The organism is Moorena sp., assembly GCF_982860115.1.
This window is the reverse complement of record NZ_CEYLVT010000058.1, coordinates 19197-34875: the sequence shown is the minus strand read 5'-3', so window position 1 is coordinate 34875 and position 15679 is coordinate 19197. Positions and strand designations below refer to the sequence as shown.

The following is a 15679-nucleotide window of genomic DNA, read 5'->3' as shown; positions in this document are numbered from 1 at the left end:
GGAACCCCCAAGACCGCGCTGCCTCCCCAAGACCGCGCTGCATCGCTACTCCCTAAAACCTAAAACCTAAAACCTAGGTTTTTTTTACCTCACCCAATTGAAAACTGCTGTATATGTAATCTCTAAGACCTAATGACAAAAGGAATTCCTATCAAACTAGAACCAGCGCCTGCTTGGACAGCCATCCTGTTATTTGTTGTGATTACAATACTGGGCATTATTGCTGGTGCGGGCAGCATTCTGCGTATTCTCTTACCTGTGGTAGGGTTTGCCGTGGGCCTTTTTCTGTATCGACGGTATCCTGTCCTCTATTTAGGTTTTATGTGGTGGCTATGGTTTCTGATGCCGTTGGTTCGTCGTTTAATTGACTATCGCAGTAATTGGGTTAATCCGAGTCCAGTATTACTAGTAGCCCCTGTGGTGACATGGATTACTTTGGATACCTTTGTAAAATACCTTCCTAGAGCCTATAAACAGGGGGGTTTGCCTTTTATTTTGGGATTCACCAGTATTTTGTATGGCTTTATTATTGGTCTGATTAAAAGTACTCCTATTTTCGCGATTCGAGGACTGATCGACTGGTTCACCCCGATTCTTTTAGGTTTCTACTTATTTATAAATTGGCGAGATTATCCTCGCTATCGCCAAAACATTCAGCGCACATTTCTCTGGGGTGTATTGGTGATGGGAGTCTATGGCTTAGTGCAATATGTGATCGCACCGGAGTGGGATAGATTTTGGTTGATCAACGCCAGAATGTTCTCGATGGGGAATCCCGAACCGTTCGGTATTCGTTTGTGGAGCACGATGAATTCCACTGGACCGTTTGCCGCAACCATGATGGTGGGTTTACTGTTGTTATTTAATAATAATAGTCCTTTACGTATTCCTGCTTCCATAGCTGGTTATTTGTCTTTTCTACTAACGTTATCACGGACGATGTGGGCAAGCTGGTTCTTTGGACTGGCTTCTCTGACCAGTTCACTCAAACCCAAAATCCAGATGCGCATCATTATTTCTATCCTGGTCATGGGAATTTGTATCGTGCCGTTAACTACTATTGAGCCATTCTCGGAGGTAATTGGTAGTCGTTTGGCAACATTTTCTGACCTTGGAAATGATCACAGCGCGGAAGCTAGACAACAAATCTATGAAGAGAGTCTTGGCAAAGCTCTTTCTATGGCTTTAGGTAATGGGATTGGAAATACATTCACTATCGAACAAGGGGAACTCCGAAGCGTTGTGATTGACAGTGGCATTTTAGATATGTTTTTTACATTAGGCTGGTTTGGAACTATCCCATATATGTGTGGATTGCTCCTGCTGGTATATAGTGTGTTTCAATATCCTGAGATTCGCCGTGATTCGTTCATGAGTACTGCTCGTGCTATTGGTTTGAGTAATTTAATCGGGCTACCGATTGGTAGCGCCATGCTTGGTGTCGGGGGATGTTATATTTGGGGATTTTTGGGTCTAACGATGGCAGCACATAAGTATCACCAGCATCAAAATAAGCTTTCTTCTGAAATGGAAAGTATTGCTGAAGTGAAGACTGCTAAAGATAAGAATTATGAAAATTTTCTGATCAATGGCACTGACTGAAGAATAACAGAAGTAGGAGATGGAAAGGAACAGCCGGAGGAACAGCCGGATGTTTCAACTACCAATTCCTAACTAACTCATAGGTCAAATATGGCGGTGCTTTGCTTTTTGGGAGAGGTTTGATGCGTATACTCCATATATTAAACCATATTAAAGAAACTGGTAATGGTATTGTCAATGTAGCGATTGACGTTGCCTGTGAGCAAGCGAAAGCGGGTCATGAGGTTGGTATTGCCTCTGCTGGCGGCGCATATGAAACATTGCTAAGCCGTTATGGCGTCACTCACTTTGAACTCGATCAGACCCGAAAACCGTTGCATCTGCTTAAGGCTGCTAGGCGTTATCGAGGGATAATCGCAGAATTTCAGCCAGATATTGTCCATGGACACATGATGACGGGAGTAGTCCTAGCTCGGTTCCTACGGGGTTCAGCAAAATATAAGCTAGTATCCCATATTCACAATGTTTACCAACGTAGCTCAGTAGTGATGGGATTGGCTGAACGGGTTATTTCTGTGAGTGATGCGGTAGCAACGTCGATGTCTAAGCGGGGTATTCCCATGGGGAAAATGCCTGTGATCAAGAATCGCACTCTAGGCAGTCCTCGATTACCTGCAATAGAAACCTGCACTCCTAAAGCTTTGGAACATCCAGCTATTGTCACCGTAGCTGGCATGAACCGACGTAAGGGAATTACTGAGTTAATTAGCGCTTTTGAGCAGGTCGCTAAGGGTTGTCCTCAGGCACATTTGTACTTAGTGGGAGATGGTCCCGACCGTCAAATGTTTGAAACTCAAGCTGCGGCATCGTCAGTTGCTGATCGTATCCACTTCGAGGGTTTTCAGAAAAATCCCCAAGCTTACATGATGGCAGCGGATGTTTTTGTCCTGGCTTCACACCGTGAATCTTTCCCTCTGGTTTTGATGGAAGCACGACAGGTGGGTTGCCCGATTGTTGCTACTAGCGTGGATGGTGTTCCCGAAGCACTAGATTACGGTAAGGCAGGAGTGCTAGTTCCTCCTAAAAATGCGATCGCACTGGCAGATCAGATCGAGATGCTTCTGGCTAGTCCGTCTGAACAAGATAGATTAAGACGTGCAGCACAGCAAAACATTGAGGATCTAACCCTCACCACTATGGTGGAGAAGATTACGGCTGTTTATCATCAGCTTCTAAAACGTTCCTAAGGAAGCTTGACGGCTAGCTACCCCAGGTTGCAGACTCCAGTCTTTTAAATAGTTTCGAGCTCAGGGAAAAAACTATGTCAATACGTATCTCCGAATGGCAATATGCTGCGATTGTTCCTGTGATCGCTGTTTTGGTAATTATTGCCCATTCTGTGATTAGCAACAATGACACTATAACAGCTGAATCCAACCCAAGCCAACGGTTGACTTACACTACCTCTTGGATCGGTAATACCTATGGTCCCGGAGGTGAGCTTCCCGGCAAGGGAAAACATATCCAGCTATCGATGTTAGGGATGGCTGTAAGTCCCGATGGTACGGTTTATGCTAATGCTCCCTGGGATGAAGCTGGTAGAGAAGGGGGGGTTTATAAAAATGGTGATGTTCTTGGTCAACTGGATGCTACCCATGGCTGGGGACGATCCGGGGGAACTGCGATCGCAGTTAATGATAACTATATTTACATAGCGATGACACAAAAGGGTCGCTATGGCGTAGGATATCCCAATTCTGATGATAAATGGTATTGTGTTCGTCGCTATAACAGAAGTAATTATAAAGGAGCAAAATTTAAGGGGGGTAATGGCTATGATAATAGTATGTTGATTATCAATACCAATCAAGGTTTGATTCGGGGAATTGCAGCAGATAATAGTCGCTTATATGTTAGTGATACTCCTAACAATAAAATAAAAGTTTATGATGCCCAGACCATGAAACCGGTTAAAGAATGGTCAGTGAATCAACCGGATAAGTTAGCCTTAGATAAAACTGGCTCCTTGTGGGTTATCCAAAACAAGACAAATAAGATTCTTAAGTTAAATACAGAAACGGGTCAAGTCCAAGGTAAAATTGATTCGGTTCGCATCCCTACAGCTATTGTTGTGGATAATCAAAATCGCCTATTAGTAGGAGATGGTGGACCTGATAACCAGATTAAAATCTTTACAAATCTAGACAGCAGTAACAATCCAACTCCTGATGGAACCTTTGGTGTTAAAGGAGGAATATACAGCGGAAGTCCTCAGGAAATTGGAAAAATCAGACCCTTACATTTTAATTCCATTACCGGGATTGGAGTTGATCAAGATAATAATATTTATGTCGCCAGTGATCCCAGTCGGATTTACGCTTGGCAAGCGGGTGGATTAACCGTGGATAGCTACAAACTGGATGGGACTCTCAATTGGAAATTACAAGGTCTCTTATTTATTGACATTCCTGATATTGATCCAGCGGATGAAACTGTTGTTCATACGAAAAATCAACAGTTTAAACTAGATTACAGTAAATCATCAGGTCAAGAATGGACTCATGTCGCCCATACCATTAATCCCTTTAAGTATCCTAATGATAATCGGATTAAGAAGACGATAAAGCATAATGCTGGTGCTATGATTCGCCGGGTTAAGGGTCGTAAGCTGATGTTTACTAATAGTATGTATACCGAGTCAGCTGGTATCCATGTTTATCGGTTTAATCCGGAAACTGATGGGGAAGTGGCTATTCCCACTGCCTCATTTTGGGGAAGTCAATTTGATTATCGGTATTGGCAAGATAAAAACGGTAATGGACAAGAAGAACAGGCTGAACAAGGTGAATATAATCAAGGACAAAATTATGGGGGTTGGGCATTTTGGCCTGATGATGACGGTAATATCTGGATAGGTACATCAAGAAACGGGATTAAAAAACTATCCCTTAAACGGTTTGATTCCTACGGCAGCCCGATTTACGATATTAACAATCAACAATCCTTTGAAATGCCAAAGGAATTTCAAATTATTCAACGACTTGAGTATCATCCTAAAACCGATACCATGTACATTGCTGGATATTCCCCGACCTTTAATACCAGGGGTGATTGGGGATTGATTGGTAACAGAGCTGTTAAATATATTAATTGGAGTAAAACGCCACAAAAAGTCGGTGAAGTAGTCATCGCTTACAATCAAACCTCCAAAGGAGTCAGACCAGATTTACCGAAAAGTATGGCTATTTCGGGAGACTATTTATTTGTAGGCTATGTCGATAATAGTTTTGAAAAATATCCTAATCGATACCCTAAAGTGCGAGTTTATGATTTTCGCACAGGTCAAGAGATTGGCCAAATAAATCCTGGCCCAGAAGTCAAATCAACTACAGGTTGGCTGGATGTCCCGATGGCCTTAAGAGTAGTGCGAAGAAAAAATGGAGAATACTTGCTATTTGCTGAAGAGGATTTTTACGCTAAAGCTTTAATGTACCGCATAAAGATGAACCCCTAATATCAAGTCTGGTTGAATACCCATGATAAAAGTGTGGGGCGGGGGCGCGGGGAGTGAGGTAGCTATACACATAAGACAGGCCCTCCCAATGAGCGACTACATCAAGACAATTATTGCCTTAGTTCCAAAAAAGTTTTCCAATCACCCTACACCCCACACCCTACACCCGACTCCCTACTCCCTACTCCCTTTGCAATTAACTTAAACTATCGAGGCTATAGTACTGTGAAAACACTTCAAATCGGTATGGGTTGGTTCCCTGAACAAGCAGGAGGACTCAACCGAGTTTATTACGATTGCACTCGTTACTTACCCGAAGCTGGTGTGGAGATGCATGGCTTAGTGGCAGGTTCAACTGCTGTATCTGAAAACTCCGGTGGTCAAGTCCAAGCCTTTGCTAGCCATGAATCCCCTCTCTGGCAACGCTGGAGCGGTATCCGACAGACGATGCATCAAGTGCTGAAGGAGGAAGACTACCCCCTAGTAGTGTCCCACTTTGCTTTATATACCTTTCCAATCCTCGATCAATTAGACAGTCGCCCCATGGTGATGCACTTCCAAGGGCCTTGGGCATTAGAAGGGCATGTAGAAGGCAGCAATACCGTTGCGACTCGGTTAAAATGGATGCTAGAGCGGGTTACTTACAAACGGATAGCTAAGTTTATCGTACTTTCTGAGGCTTTCCGTAACACCTTGCACCAAGAGTATCATATCCCACTAGAGCGCATTCACATCATTCCTCCGGGGGTTGATACCGAGCGTTTCGACACCACCATTACACCCGAGGAGGCACGGTCAAAACTAGGCTGGTCTCAAGAGCGACCAATTATCTTAGCTGTGCGACGGTTAGCTAAACGCATGGGCTTAGAAAATTTAATTGCAGCAGTGGATCAGGTGCGTAAGCGCTATCCAGACGTGCTGCTACTGATAGCAGGTAAAGGCACACTGATGCCAACCTTGCAAGCACAGATTGAAACATTAGGACTGACTGACCATGTCCGGTTGTTGGGTTTTGTGTCGGATCAAGATTTAGCCCTAGCTTACCGTGCTGCCACTTTCTCCGTGGTGCCAACCGTGGCATGGGAAGGCTTTGGTCTAATTGTTATTGAGTCCTTGGTGAATGGAACACCTGTTCTAGGAACACCTGTAGATAGTATTCCAGAAATTTTACAAGGTTTTTCGGAAGACTTATTGTTTGAAGGGACTTCTGTTGATCAACTTGCTCAGGGCATGATCGAGGTATTTTCTGGTAAGCGTCAACTACCTAGCTCTGAGGCTTGTGAAGCTTATGTTCATGAGCACTATACTTGGCCGGTGATTGCTCAACGAATTAAATCTGTGTATCAAGCTGCTATGGATTAATATAGTAATTCTGGTGAACGAGTCAGCGATATTGCTTATCCTTTTAAGGCAATAGGCATGCTAGCATGCTAGCAATAGGGATGCAGCGAGGTAGTGTGGTCATGGGGATATCCCCCATGAGGGTATAATTGAAAATTGTTTTGAATTTTTAAACACCCTTTGGTGCACTACTCGCTCTTATGACGCGCCGTCGAGTCCTTAGGCAATAGGCATGCTAGCATGCTAGCAATAGCGATGGAGTGAGGTAGTGTGGTCATGGGGATATCCCCCATGAGGGTATAATGGGAATTTATTGCCAATTTTTAAACACCCTTTTGTGCACTACTCGCTCTTATGACGCGCCGTCGAGTCCTTTTTGTCGATCATGCCGCCGTTTTGGGCGGAGCTGAGTTGAGCCTGCTGGATCTGGCCACTGCCTACCGGGACACCAGCGAAGTACTTCTATTTGCGGATGGCCCGTTCCGGGAACGGCTGGAAGCTGCACAGGTGAAGGTCAAGGTCATACCTGCACCCCAATCCATCTTAGCCGTAAAAACTTCAGGGGGACTCAGTGCTGTTAAGGCATTACCTGCCCTGTGGTGGATGGCTCGTCAAATAGCAGCAGCTGGACGTGAGTTTGAGCTAGTACACGCCAACTCCCAAAAAGCGTTCATTGCTGCTGCGATCGCAACATTGATGGGCGGTCGTCCAGTGGTTTGGCACCTGCGAGATATTGTGACCGCACCACACTTTAGCTCGGTCAATCGTGCCATAGCGGTTTTCCTAGCTAATCATCGAGTATCTCAAGTCTTGGTCAATTCTCGTGCTACTGGTGAAGCCTTTATCGCTGCTGGGGGACGAAAAGACCTAGTAACACTAGTTTACAACGGCATTGCTTTAGACCCCTTCGATAATCTGGCATCGGATCAATCCGCTCAAATCCGTGACCAGCTCGGCATTGGTGATGCTCCACTAGTTGGTCTATTCAGTAGGTTATCTTACTGGAAAGGTCAGCATATTTTACTAGAAGCCTTACGGGAACTCCCCAATGTACACGCCCTGTTGGTTGGTGAAGCCCTATTTGGTGAAGAAGAATACGCCTCACGGCTCGAAGCTATGGCTGCGGCACCAGAACTTGCTGGTCGTGTTCACATGCTGGGATTTCGCAATGACGTGCCAGCATTGATGTCTGCTTGCAATATAGTAGTCCATACCTCTACTGAACCGGAACCCTTTGGTCGGGTGATTGTGGAGGGTCAGTTGGCAAAACGACCCGTAGTTGCTGCTGCGGCTGGTGGTGCAGTGGAATTGATTCAGGATGGCGAGACTGGTCACTTGGTACCGCCAGGAGATTCAGTAGCACTGGCTAAGGTCATTGCTGAATTGCTAAGTGATCCAATTGCTGCATATATGCTAGCCGAGCGGGGTTATATCCATGCTAAGGATACTTTTTCCCTGGAACGCCTCTTGAGGACCTTTGACCAAGCTCTGAACAAAGTATAGCGCTACGCGCAAGTCATAACTTACTTTTGACTTCTGACTTCTAACTTCTGACTTGCGCGTAGCGCTATATCAGGGGGGATTCCTATTTTCTTTAAACTAAAACATTTATGTACGAAACTATACTTTTCTTGCTATGTTTAGTTCTTTTTTTTGGGGAAAACTAAGATCAGAGCAATCCTGATCACGATCTCATCGTCAACAGCCGATTGCTAGCAATACCATCATTTCAGTTTGCCTGGAATCTATCTCAAGGTTGAAAAGCAATTGTTTTTTTCAAAGTCATGACGATGACCATCAAACCCCTCAACCGTTTGGTCTCCAAAGTTTCCTTAGGAACTGTCCTGATTGTTCCTTTTGTATTGCAGATCTTCACAGCGGTTGGATTAGTGGGATATCTTTCCTTTAGAAATGGGGAGAAAGCGGTTAATAAACTTGCACTCCAGTTACAGAGCGAAATCACTAACCGCGTCCAAGAGCATCTCAAGCATTACTTAAATCACCCTTATCTTCTTGTTCAGAGTAATATCAATGCTTGGCAGCTCCAACAATTAAGTTTTAACAATCTTACTGTCTTGGAACGTCACTTATGGAAACAATTAAAACTATGTAAGTCTGTTCGTTCCATTTATATGGTAGGCAATCCGGAAAAGCTAGAATATGCCTTTGCCAGACGGGAGCCAGATGGAACCTTCGTTGTTAAGGACATGGTCGATTTCCATATGCGCAATACCTATGCTTTAGATGACCAAGGTCAGCGCACTGAGTTGTTGGTCTCAAAACCCTACTATCCGCGCCAAAGGCCCTGGTATATCACTGCCGTAGAGTCAGCTAAACCCACATGGGGCAAAATTTACAACTTTTCCGATGATGGCAAACTCGGAATCACTTTCTCTGCTCCTGTTCAAGACGAGACAGGAAATTTTCGTGGTGTTATAGCTGTGGATCTTATTCTTAGCCTGATTAGTGATTTCTTGCGGGGAATCACCATCAGTCCTTCTGGTCAAGTTTTTCTTTTAGAACCGTCAGGAGAGTTAATTGCTAGTTCCACATCTGAACAACCCTTTGTGCTCAGCAATCAAGACAATCAAGCTCAACGACTGAAGGCTACAGACAGTCAAAACCGATTAACCCAAATTACAGCACAGTATTTGCTTGAAAACCTTGGCAATCTTTCCAAAATTGAAGCAGCACAGCAGTTTAACCTTAAGCTTGATGGAGAACGTCAATTTATCCAAGTTACTCCTCTGAATAACCAGCGCGGTTTGGATTGGCTAGTGGTAGTCGTCATCCCAGAATCGGATTTTATGGCGGAAATTAACGCCAATACCAGGCTCTCGATACTGCTGTGTATTTCCGCTCTAATTGTAGCAACAATTATCGGCATTTTTACCGCACGGTGGGTAATAAAACCGATTTTACATCTCAATAGGGCTGCTAAAGACATTGCTAAAGGAAAATGGAATAAAACTGTAGCGATTAAGCGCTCGGATGAAGTGGGGGAATTGAGTGAATCCTTTAACCAAATGGCATGGCAACTGAAAGAATCCTTTGAAACCTTAGAGCAACGGGTCCAAGCACGCACGGCGGAACTAGCAGAGGCGAAAGACAAAGCAGAAGTTGCCAACCAGGCTAAAAGCGAATTTCTCTCGAATATGAGTCATGAATTGCGCACCCCCCTCAACGGCATTCTTGGCTATGCTCAAATTCTTAAGCGAGAGCATAATCTCAGTTTCCGCCAAACTGATGGTTTAGAAATTATCCACAAAAGCGGGATTCATTTGTTGACCCTAATCAACGACATCTTAGATTTATCCAAAATCGAAGCCCGTAAAATGGAACTCTACCCCGATGATATCCATTTTGCTAACTTCCTCGACAGTGTTGTGGGAGTGATAAAAATGCGGGCGTTGGAGAAAGATATTTTGTTCAAATACCAACCTGACTCTAACTTACCTATTGGAATTATAGCTGATGAAAAACGACTTCGACAAGTCTTACTAAACTTGTTAGGAAACGCCGTTAAATTTACCGAGCAAGGTCAAGTTACCTTGGGGGTGACGGTTACGCAGTCTCACGTTACTACTTCTACTATTTGTTTTGATATTATTGACACTGGGGTTGGTATGACTCCCCAGCAGTTAGAGAAAATCTTCCTACCTTTTGAACAAGTGGGTGATACTCAACGTCGGTCTGAGGGCACAGGGTTAGGATTAGCTATTACCAAACAACTGGTAGAATTGATGGGGGGTGAACTCAAGGTCACCAGTGAATTGGGTAAAGGGTCAAGGGTCTGGTTTGAAGTTAGTTTTACTCTTGGGTCGATCAGTGGGGAAAATCAAGCTAAAATTCCAGATAAAATTATAGGATATCGAGGAAAAAAATGTACGCTGTTGGTGGTAGATGACAAACTCGAAAACCGCTTAGTTCTTGAGAATATGCTTGCACCCTTGGGATTTGACGTGGTCACTGGTGAAGATGGTCAGCAGGAAGTGGACTTGGCTCAGCAAATGCAACCGGATATGATTTTGAGCGATTTAGTTATGCCGGTTAAAAGTGGGTTTGAAGCCATTAAGGAAATTCGCCAAATCCCAGAGATTAGCGAAGTGCCAATTATTGCTATCTCTGCTAGTGTACTGGATATGGATCAGAAAAAGAGTCAACTTGCCGGTTGTGATGCCTTTTTATCCAAACCCGTAGATGAACCAAAGTTATTGACCTTGTTAGGAAAGTATTTACATCTGGAGTGGGTGTACGAACAGAATGATCAGCTTTCAAAGATGAACCCTGAAAACGGTTTAGTGGAACCAACTGAATTAGTGATTCCGCCACTAGAAGAAATGGAAGTGCTGTATGAGTTGGCGATGTTGGGCAGTATGAAAAAAATTCGGGAGCGAGCTATCTACCTCGAAGAACTCGATCAAAAATACATGACTTTTGCTAACAACCTCAAAGAGTTAGCCCATGGGTTTCAAGAACAGAAGATTCTTGCCTTAGTAGAAAAATATTTGTAATCTATAGCAGGGAACAGGGAACAGGGAACAGGGAACAGGGAAAGATACCGAAGCGTGGTAAGCGTGGTAAATCTTATAAAGATGGTAAGTGTGGGGAGATGGGGAGATGGGGAGATGGGGAGTTAGATGAGCAACGGTTGTGCTTGCCACGGGGCTTTGAAGGTGCGGACACAAGCCTGAGCACACAGCTTCTGCAACGGAAATTCCCCTTAAATAGGTACTAACTAGCTGGTCAGTACCTATTTAATAGGTACAGTACCTATTTCTTCCGCCAACGGGCATCTGGCCCTCGCCCAAGGCATTCGAGCCGCCCAGCCTCCCTTTCCTGGCGCAAGATACGGCGAATCAGATCAATTCCTACAGTAGGACATTGTTCCTGTAAATGCTTGATCGAAAAATCTCCAACTATATTGTTAATGGCATCTAGCACCATCGCTGTTTTAGCGCCTTTGGTTGAGGTTACTAACCCAACCCGTTGCTCAAAATCCCGGTACGCCGATAGCACCGACACTCCCAGAAAATACTCCCACCAAGGTAACAAACTATGCTGTCCCTGATGCCAGCTTTGGGAGGACTGGTAAAGTGTATCGTAGTAGCTTTCCTTTGTGCGTTCTACAATGCGTTCCAAACTAATAAACCGCCCCACCTCGTAACCAGCTTTGTATAGTAACAGTAGTGTCAGCAGCCTAGCCATCCGTCCATTTCCATCACTAAAAGGGTGGATGCACAGAAAATCCAAGACGTAGGTGGGGATGAGCAATAAAGGTTCGAATTCCTCAGACTGCCAGAGGCGATTGAACTGTTCGTGCAAGCGTTCCATTGCGGATGGTGTAGCATAAGCCGCAAGTGGTTGAAACCTCACAACCTTTGTACCATCTGGATAAGTTTGGCTGATTTGATTATCTACCGACTTCCAGCGCCCACCCTCACCAACAGAAAACTGGTAAAGATCACGATGCAGCTGTAACACCACCCCTGGAGTGAAAGGGATGTTAGCATAGCTGCTGTGGATCGTACTAAGTACATCTCGATAGCCAGCAATTTCTTGTTCGGAGCGATCGCGGGGCGTAGTTTTTTCAGCTACCAGTTCCTTGATGCGTTCGAGGGGCACTGTAATGCCTTCTATGCGGTTGGAGGACTCAGTACTCTGAATAATCGCCGCCTGACGTAGTGTTTGCAAAACTTGGGGTGACTGTTCTTTGAACAGTTCTTGCTTGCCTTTGTACTCACCAATCAGCCGGATAGTACGCAGTAGATTTTGAGGAATAAGCTGGCGCTCAATAAAACCTGGTTCAAACGACTGCATGGGTAATTCCTATAAACCCAACCTCAGTATACTAGACTTGGCGGCAGTTGTAGGGAACAGAAAACTTCGGATCAGCGGATCATCGGAACAAGAATTGAGACAAACACTATCAGAACAATACTTTTGTAAGAGGTCTACTATAATTGTTGCGTTAGTGTAAAACTATCTGTAATCTCAAGTTCGATTAATCTCTTCCCAAGTAGTCCCTGGATTTTTGGTAATAGGTAATTGCTAATGGCTAATGCTCGTAAGATTACTGATTCGCGATTCCCGATTCCCGATTCCCGATTCCCGATTCCCGATTCCCGATTCCCGATTCCCCGAAAATACTAGGTTACATCCCTTTTATGGAAAGGATATCAGTATTTATGTAATTTTCCGGTTAAACTCTCCAGGCGATAAGCACTATACTTGCCTTTAAGTAAAAAAGAGAAACGTAGGAAAAAGTGAGACTGGTAATGGGGAGATCGGGAGTTTTCCTACTCTCCCCTTATTTTATTTTCCTTGTCCTAAAACACGTATCAGGCTAACACTATGCTGGCTAGGGTTTGGAGTGGTTCAATTATCGGCATTGATGCTGTAAAAGTAGGGGTTGAAGTAGATGTGTCCGGTGGCTTACCGGGAATTGTAGTGGTTGGTTTACCGGATACCGCTGTCCAAGAGTCCCGAGAACGGGTGAAAGCAGCACTGAAAAATGCTGGTTTTGCCTTTCCGATGCGCAAAATTGTGATTAATCTGGCTCCGGCTGACTTACGGAAAGAAGGTCCTAGTTTTGATTTACCGATCAGTGTTGGTATTTTAGCGGCATCGGAACAGTTAAATCCTCAGTTATTGGGAGACCACCTATTTCTCGGAGAAGTGTCTCTTGATGGCAGTTTGCGACCTGTAGCTGGTGTTCTTCCAATTGCTGCGGCAGCAAAGCAAATGGGAATTACTGGGTTAGTGGTTCCTGCTGACAATGCTACAGAAGCTGCAGTGGTGAATGGCATCACTGTTTATGGATTTGAGCACCTATCCGATGTTGCTGATTTCCTTGACCAGCCAAACCGCTATTCACCGGTAGAGATGGATAGTGTGGGGGAGTTGCAAGTTTACCAGTCCACCGCACCGGATTTAACGGATGTTAAAGGTCAGGCTCATGGGCGTCGAGCGTTAGAAATTGCTGCGGCTGGGGGACATAATTTAATCTTTGTTGGTCCTCCTGGCAGTGGTAAAACCATGTTGGCGCGACGATTACCGGGAATTTTGCCACCGTTGAGTTTTCCTGAAGCTTTGGAGGTCACTCAAATTTATTCTGTTGCTGGCTTATTGAAAAATCGCGGCAAACTGATTTGCGATCGCCCTTTTCGCAGTCCCCATCATTCCGCCTCTGGCCCATCTCTTGTGGGTGGTGGTAGTTTTCCGAAACCGGGAGAAATTTCCTTAGCCCACCGGGGAGTTCTATTTTTAGACGAGTTGACAGAATTCAAGCGCAATGTCCTAGAGTTCCTACGCCAACCTTTGGAAGACGGACAAGTCACTATTTCCCGCACCCGCCAATCGGTACAGTTTCCTGCTCAGTTTACCTTAGTGGCTAGTACCAATCCCTGTCCCTGTGGATACTTTGGTGACCCGATCCAAGCCTGCAGCTGTTCCCCTCGCCAACGGGAACAATATTGGTCGAAGCTATCAGGACCATTAATGGATCGCATTGATTTACAAGTAGCGGTCAATCGGCTTAAACCTGAAGAAATCACTAGACAGTCTACAGGAGAAGAATCAGCACCGGTGCGAGAACGAGTCCAAGTCGCACGCGATCGCACTCGTCACCGCTTCCAAACTGAACCCACTCTTCATTGCAATGCTCAGATGCAAAGCTATCATCTACGTCGATTCTGTCAATTAGATGAGACTTCCCGTAATGTATTAGAAGCAGCTATTCGCAAACTTGGTCTTTCTGCTAGAGGCACCGACCGTATTCTCAAAGTTGCCCGTACCATTGCCGACCTGAGTGGTAATGATGACCTTAAAACCGAACATGTTGCTGAAGCCATTCAATATCGTACTATTGATCGCATGCAATAAGATGCAATTAGGGGCAATTGATGGGTTAACGGATCTAACGGATGGGAATATAGGGAGTAGTAGCCAAGACGAGTTGAAGGCATGAAGCAAGTCAAAGCAGTTTTATGTGGATATTATGGCAAGGGCAACGGTGGCGATGAAGCATTGTTAGCGTCACTGCTGCAAATGCTACCAAAGTCAGTCAAGCCGATAGTCCTTTCCGGTAACCCTAGTCAAACTCGTCAGCGCTATGGAGTGGAAAGTTGCGATCGCATGTCTACCCTACCAGTGCTCAAGGCTATGCGGCTTTCAGAACTATTCATCTGGGGGGGTGGTAGTTTAATCCAAGATGTGACTAGTGCCGCTAGCCCTCTCTACTACTGTGGTTTAATGGGATTAGCTCAAAGGATGGGTCTGAAAACCATTGCTTGGGCTCAGGGGGTTGGTCCAATTAAGCGTCGGCTGATTAGTTCCCTAGCCCAGCGGTCCTTCACTGGATGTACAGCAGTCAGTGTCAGGGATTATGGCTCAGCGACACTGCTAGCGGATTGGGAAATTCCGTTTATTATGGCTCCCGATCCAGTTTGGGCATTAGACTCCAAACCTGTACCAGGATTGTGGGATTTACCAGCACCAAGAGTAGCAGTTACTTTGCGTACGCATTCTACCCTAACTCCCAAACGCCTGAATAATCTGACCCATGCCTTAGTGGATTTTCAGAAAGCCACACAAACCTGTATTTTATTAGTCCCTTTCCAAGCTTCCCGAGATTTCACCATTGCCCAATCTATTGCCTCTGAGTTAACCGGTCCCCATCAGATCTTTTCTATAGAAGACCCTAGAGAATTGAAAGGATTATTTCGGGGGGTGGAAATGGCGATTGGGATGCGCTACCACAGTTTGATTATGGCAGCAGCGGAAGAATGTCGATGTTTTGCCCTCAGTTATGACCCCAAAGTTAACTACTTGATGGAGCAACTGGATTTACCTGGATGGGATGTTGCTAGTTTACCAGATGACCCAAATGTGATTAGTAAAACCTGGCTAGAACACTATGCTAATGGTGAAGCATTGACTAAAGACCAAATTCAGTCATTAGTAGACCGGGCAAGGATGCATCAGGATGTGCTTATGGAAGTTTGTTAATTGTTACTTTTTAATTAACCAAAGGGAACAGCGGATCTGGGAACAGGGAATAGGGATGCAGCGCTTCTGCCTTCTACCTTCTGCTTTCTGCCTTGCTGTTAGTTTATTTTTCAAGGAATGGGTAGTCTGTATACCCTTTTTCTAAATCCTTAATATCTGAAAATTTTACAACAGCTGGGGAGTAGAAGTGTTCAACTTCGGCCCTTAGGGAATCGAGAATAGGGGGAAGAGTATTTGGATTATTTAAGACTTTTCACCAATCTCAAAAAACTC

10 protein-coding genes are annotated in these 15679 nt (G+C 44.8%); 9 read left to right on the top strand and 1 reads right to left on the bottom strand.

Annotated elements, in window-relative coordinates; all coding sequences use genetic code 11:
• The first annotated feature begins 132 nt into the window (after positions 1-132).
• The 7 genes from AC4II3_RS12530 to AC4II3_RS12500 all read left to right on the top strand — a co-directional run bounded on the left by AC4II3_RS12530 (position 133) and on the right by AC4II3_RS12500 (position 11135).
• Positions 133-1602, top strand: coding sequence for an O-antigen ligase domain-containing protein (locus AC4II3_RS12530; protein WP_488013438.1), 1470 nt, complete (start codon positions 133-135; stop codon positions 1600-1602).
• A 122-nt stretch (positions 1603-1724) separates the two neighbouring features.
• On the top strand, positions 1725-2789 hold the full coding sequence (locus AC4II3_RS12525) for a glycosyltransferase (RefSeq protein WP_488013436.1): 1065 nt from the start codon (positions 1725-1727) through the stop codon (positions 2787-2789).
• A 74-nt stretch (positions 2790-2863) separates the two neighbouring features.
• Entirely contained in the window at positions 2864-5056 is a 2193-nt protein-coding gene (locus tag AC4II3_RS12520) for an SMP-30/gluconolactonase/LRE family protein (protein ID WP_488013434.1), read from the top strand.
• Between the two features lie 225 nt (positions 5057-5281).
• Positions 5282-6418: a glycosyltransferase family 4 protein gene (locus tag AC4II3_RS12515; RefSeq protein WP_488013432.1), complete on the top strand. Its 1137-nt coding sequence runs from the start codon at positions 5282-5284 to the stop codon at positions 6416-6418.
• A 333-nt stretch (positions 6419-6751) separates the two neighbouring features.
• Positions 6752-7900, top strand: a complete 1149-nt coding sequence (locus AC4II3_RS12510) for a glycosyltransferase family 4 protein (protein WP_488013430.1) — start codon at positions 6752-6754, stop codon at positions 7898-7900.
• A 281-nt stretch (positions 7901-8181) separates the two neighbouring features.
• Positions 8182-10911: a hybrid sensor histidine kinase/response regulator gene (locus AC4II3_RS12505; protein ID WP_488013428.1), complete on the top strand. Its 2730-nt coding sequence runs from the start codon at positions 8182-8184 to the stop codon at positions 10909-10911.
• Positions 10912-11009: 98 nt separating this feature from the next.
• Entirely contained in the window at positions 11010-11135 is a 126-nt protein-coding gene (locus AC4II3_RS12500; RefSeq protein WP_488013427.1) for a hypothetical protein, read from the top strand.
• Positions 11136-11170: 35 nt separating this feature from the next.
• Here the strand turns inward: AC4II3_RS12500 and AC4II3_RS12495 are convergent, their stop codons facing one another.
• Positions 11171-12217: a Fic family protein gene (locus AC4II3_RS12495; protein ID WP_488013425.1), complete on the bottom strand. Its 1047-nt coding sequence runs from the start codon at positions 12215-12217 to the stop codon at positions 11171-11173.
• A gap of 534 nt (positions 12218-12751) precedes the next feature.
• On the opposite strand from AC4II3_RS12495, the gene AC4II3_RS12490 reads away from it, so the two are divergent.
• Both AC4II3_RS12490 and csaB read left to right on the top strand, forming a co-directional pair.
• Positions 12752-14281 carry a YifB family Mg chelatase-like AAA ATPase gene (locus AC4II3_RS12490; RefSeq protein WP_488009216.1) on the top strand — a complete coding sequence of 510 codons (1530 nt, stop codon included), beginning with the start codon at positions 12752-12754 and terminating at the stop codon, positions 14279-14281.
• Positions 14282-14362: 81 nt separating this feature from the next.
• A complete protein-coding gene (csaB, locus tag AC4II3_RS12485) occupies positions 14363-15406 on the top strand; it encodes a polysaccharide pyruvyl transferase CsaB (protein ID WP_488009218.1) in 1044 nt (347 codons plus the stop codon).
• Positions 15407-15679 lie beyond the last annotated feature (273 nt).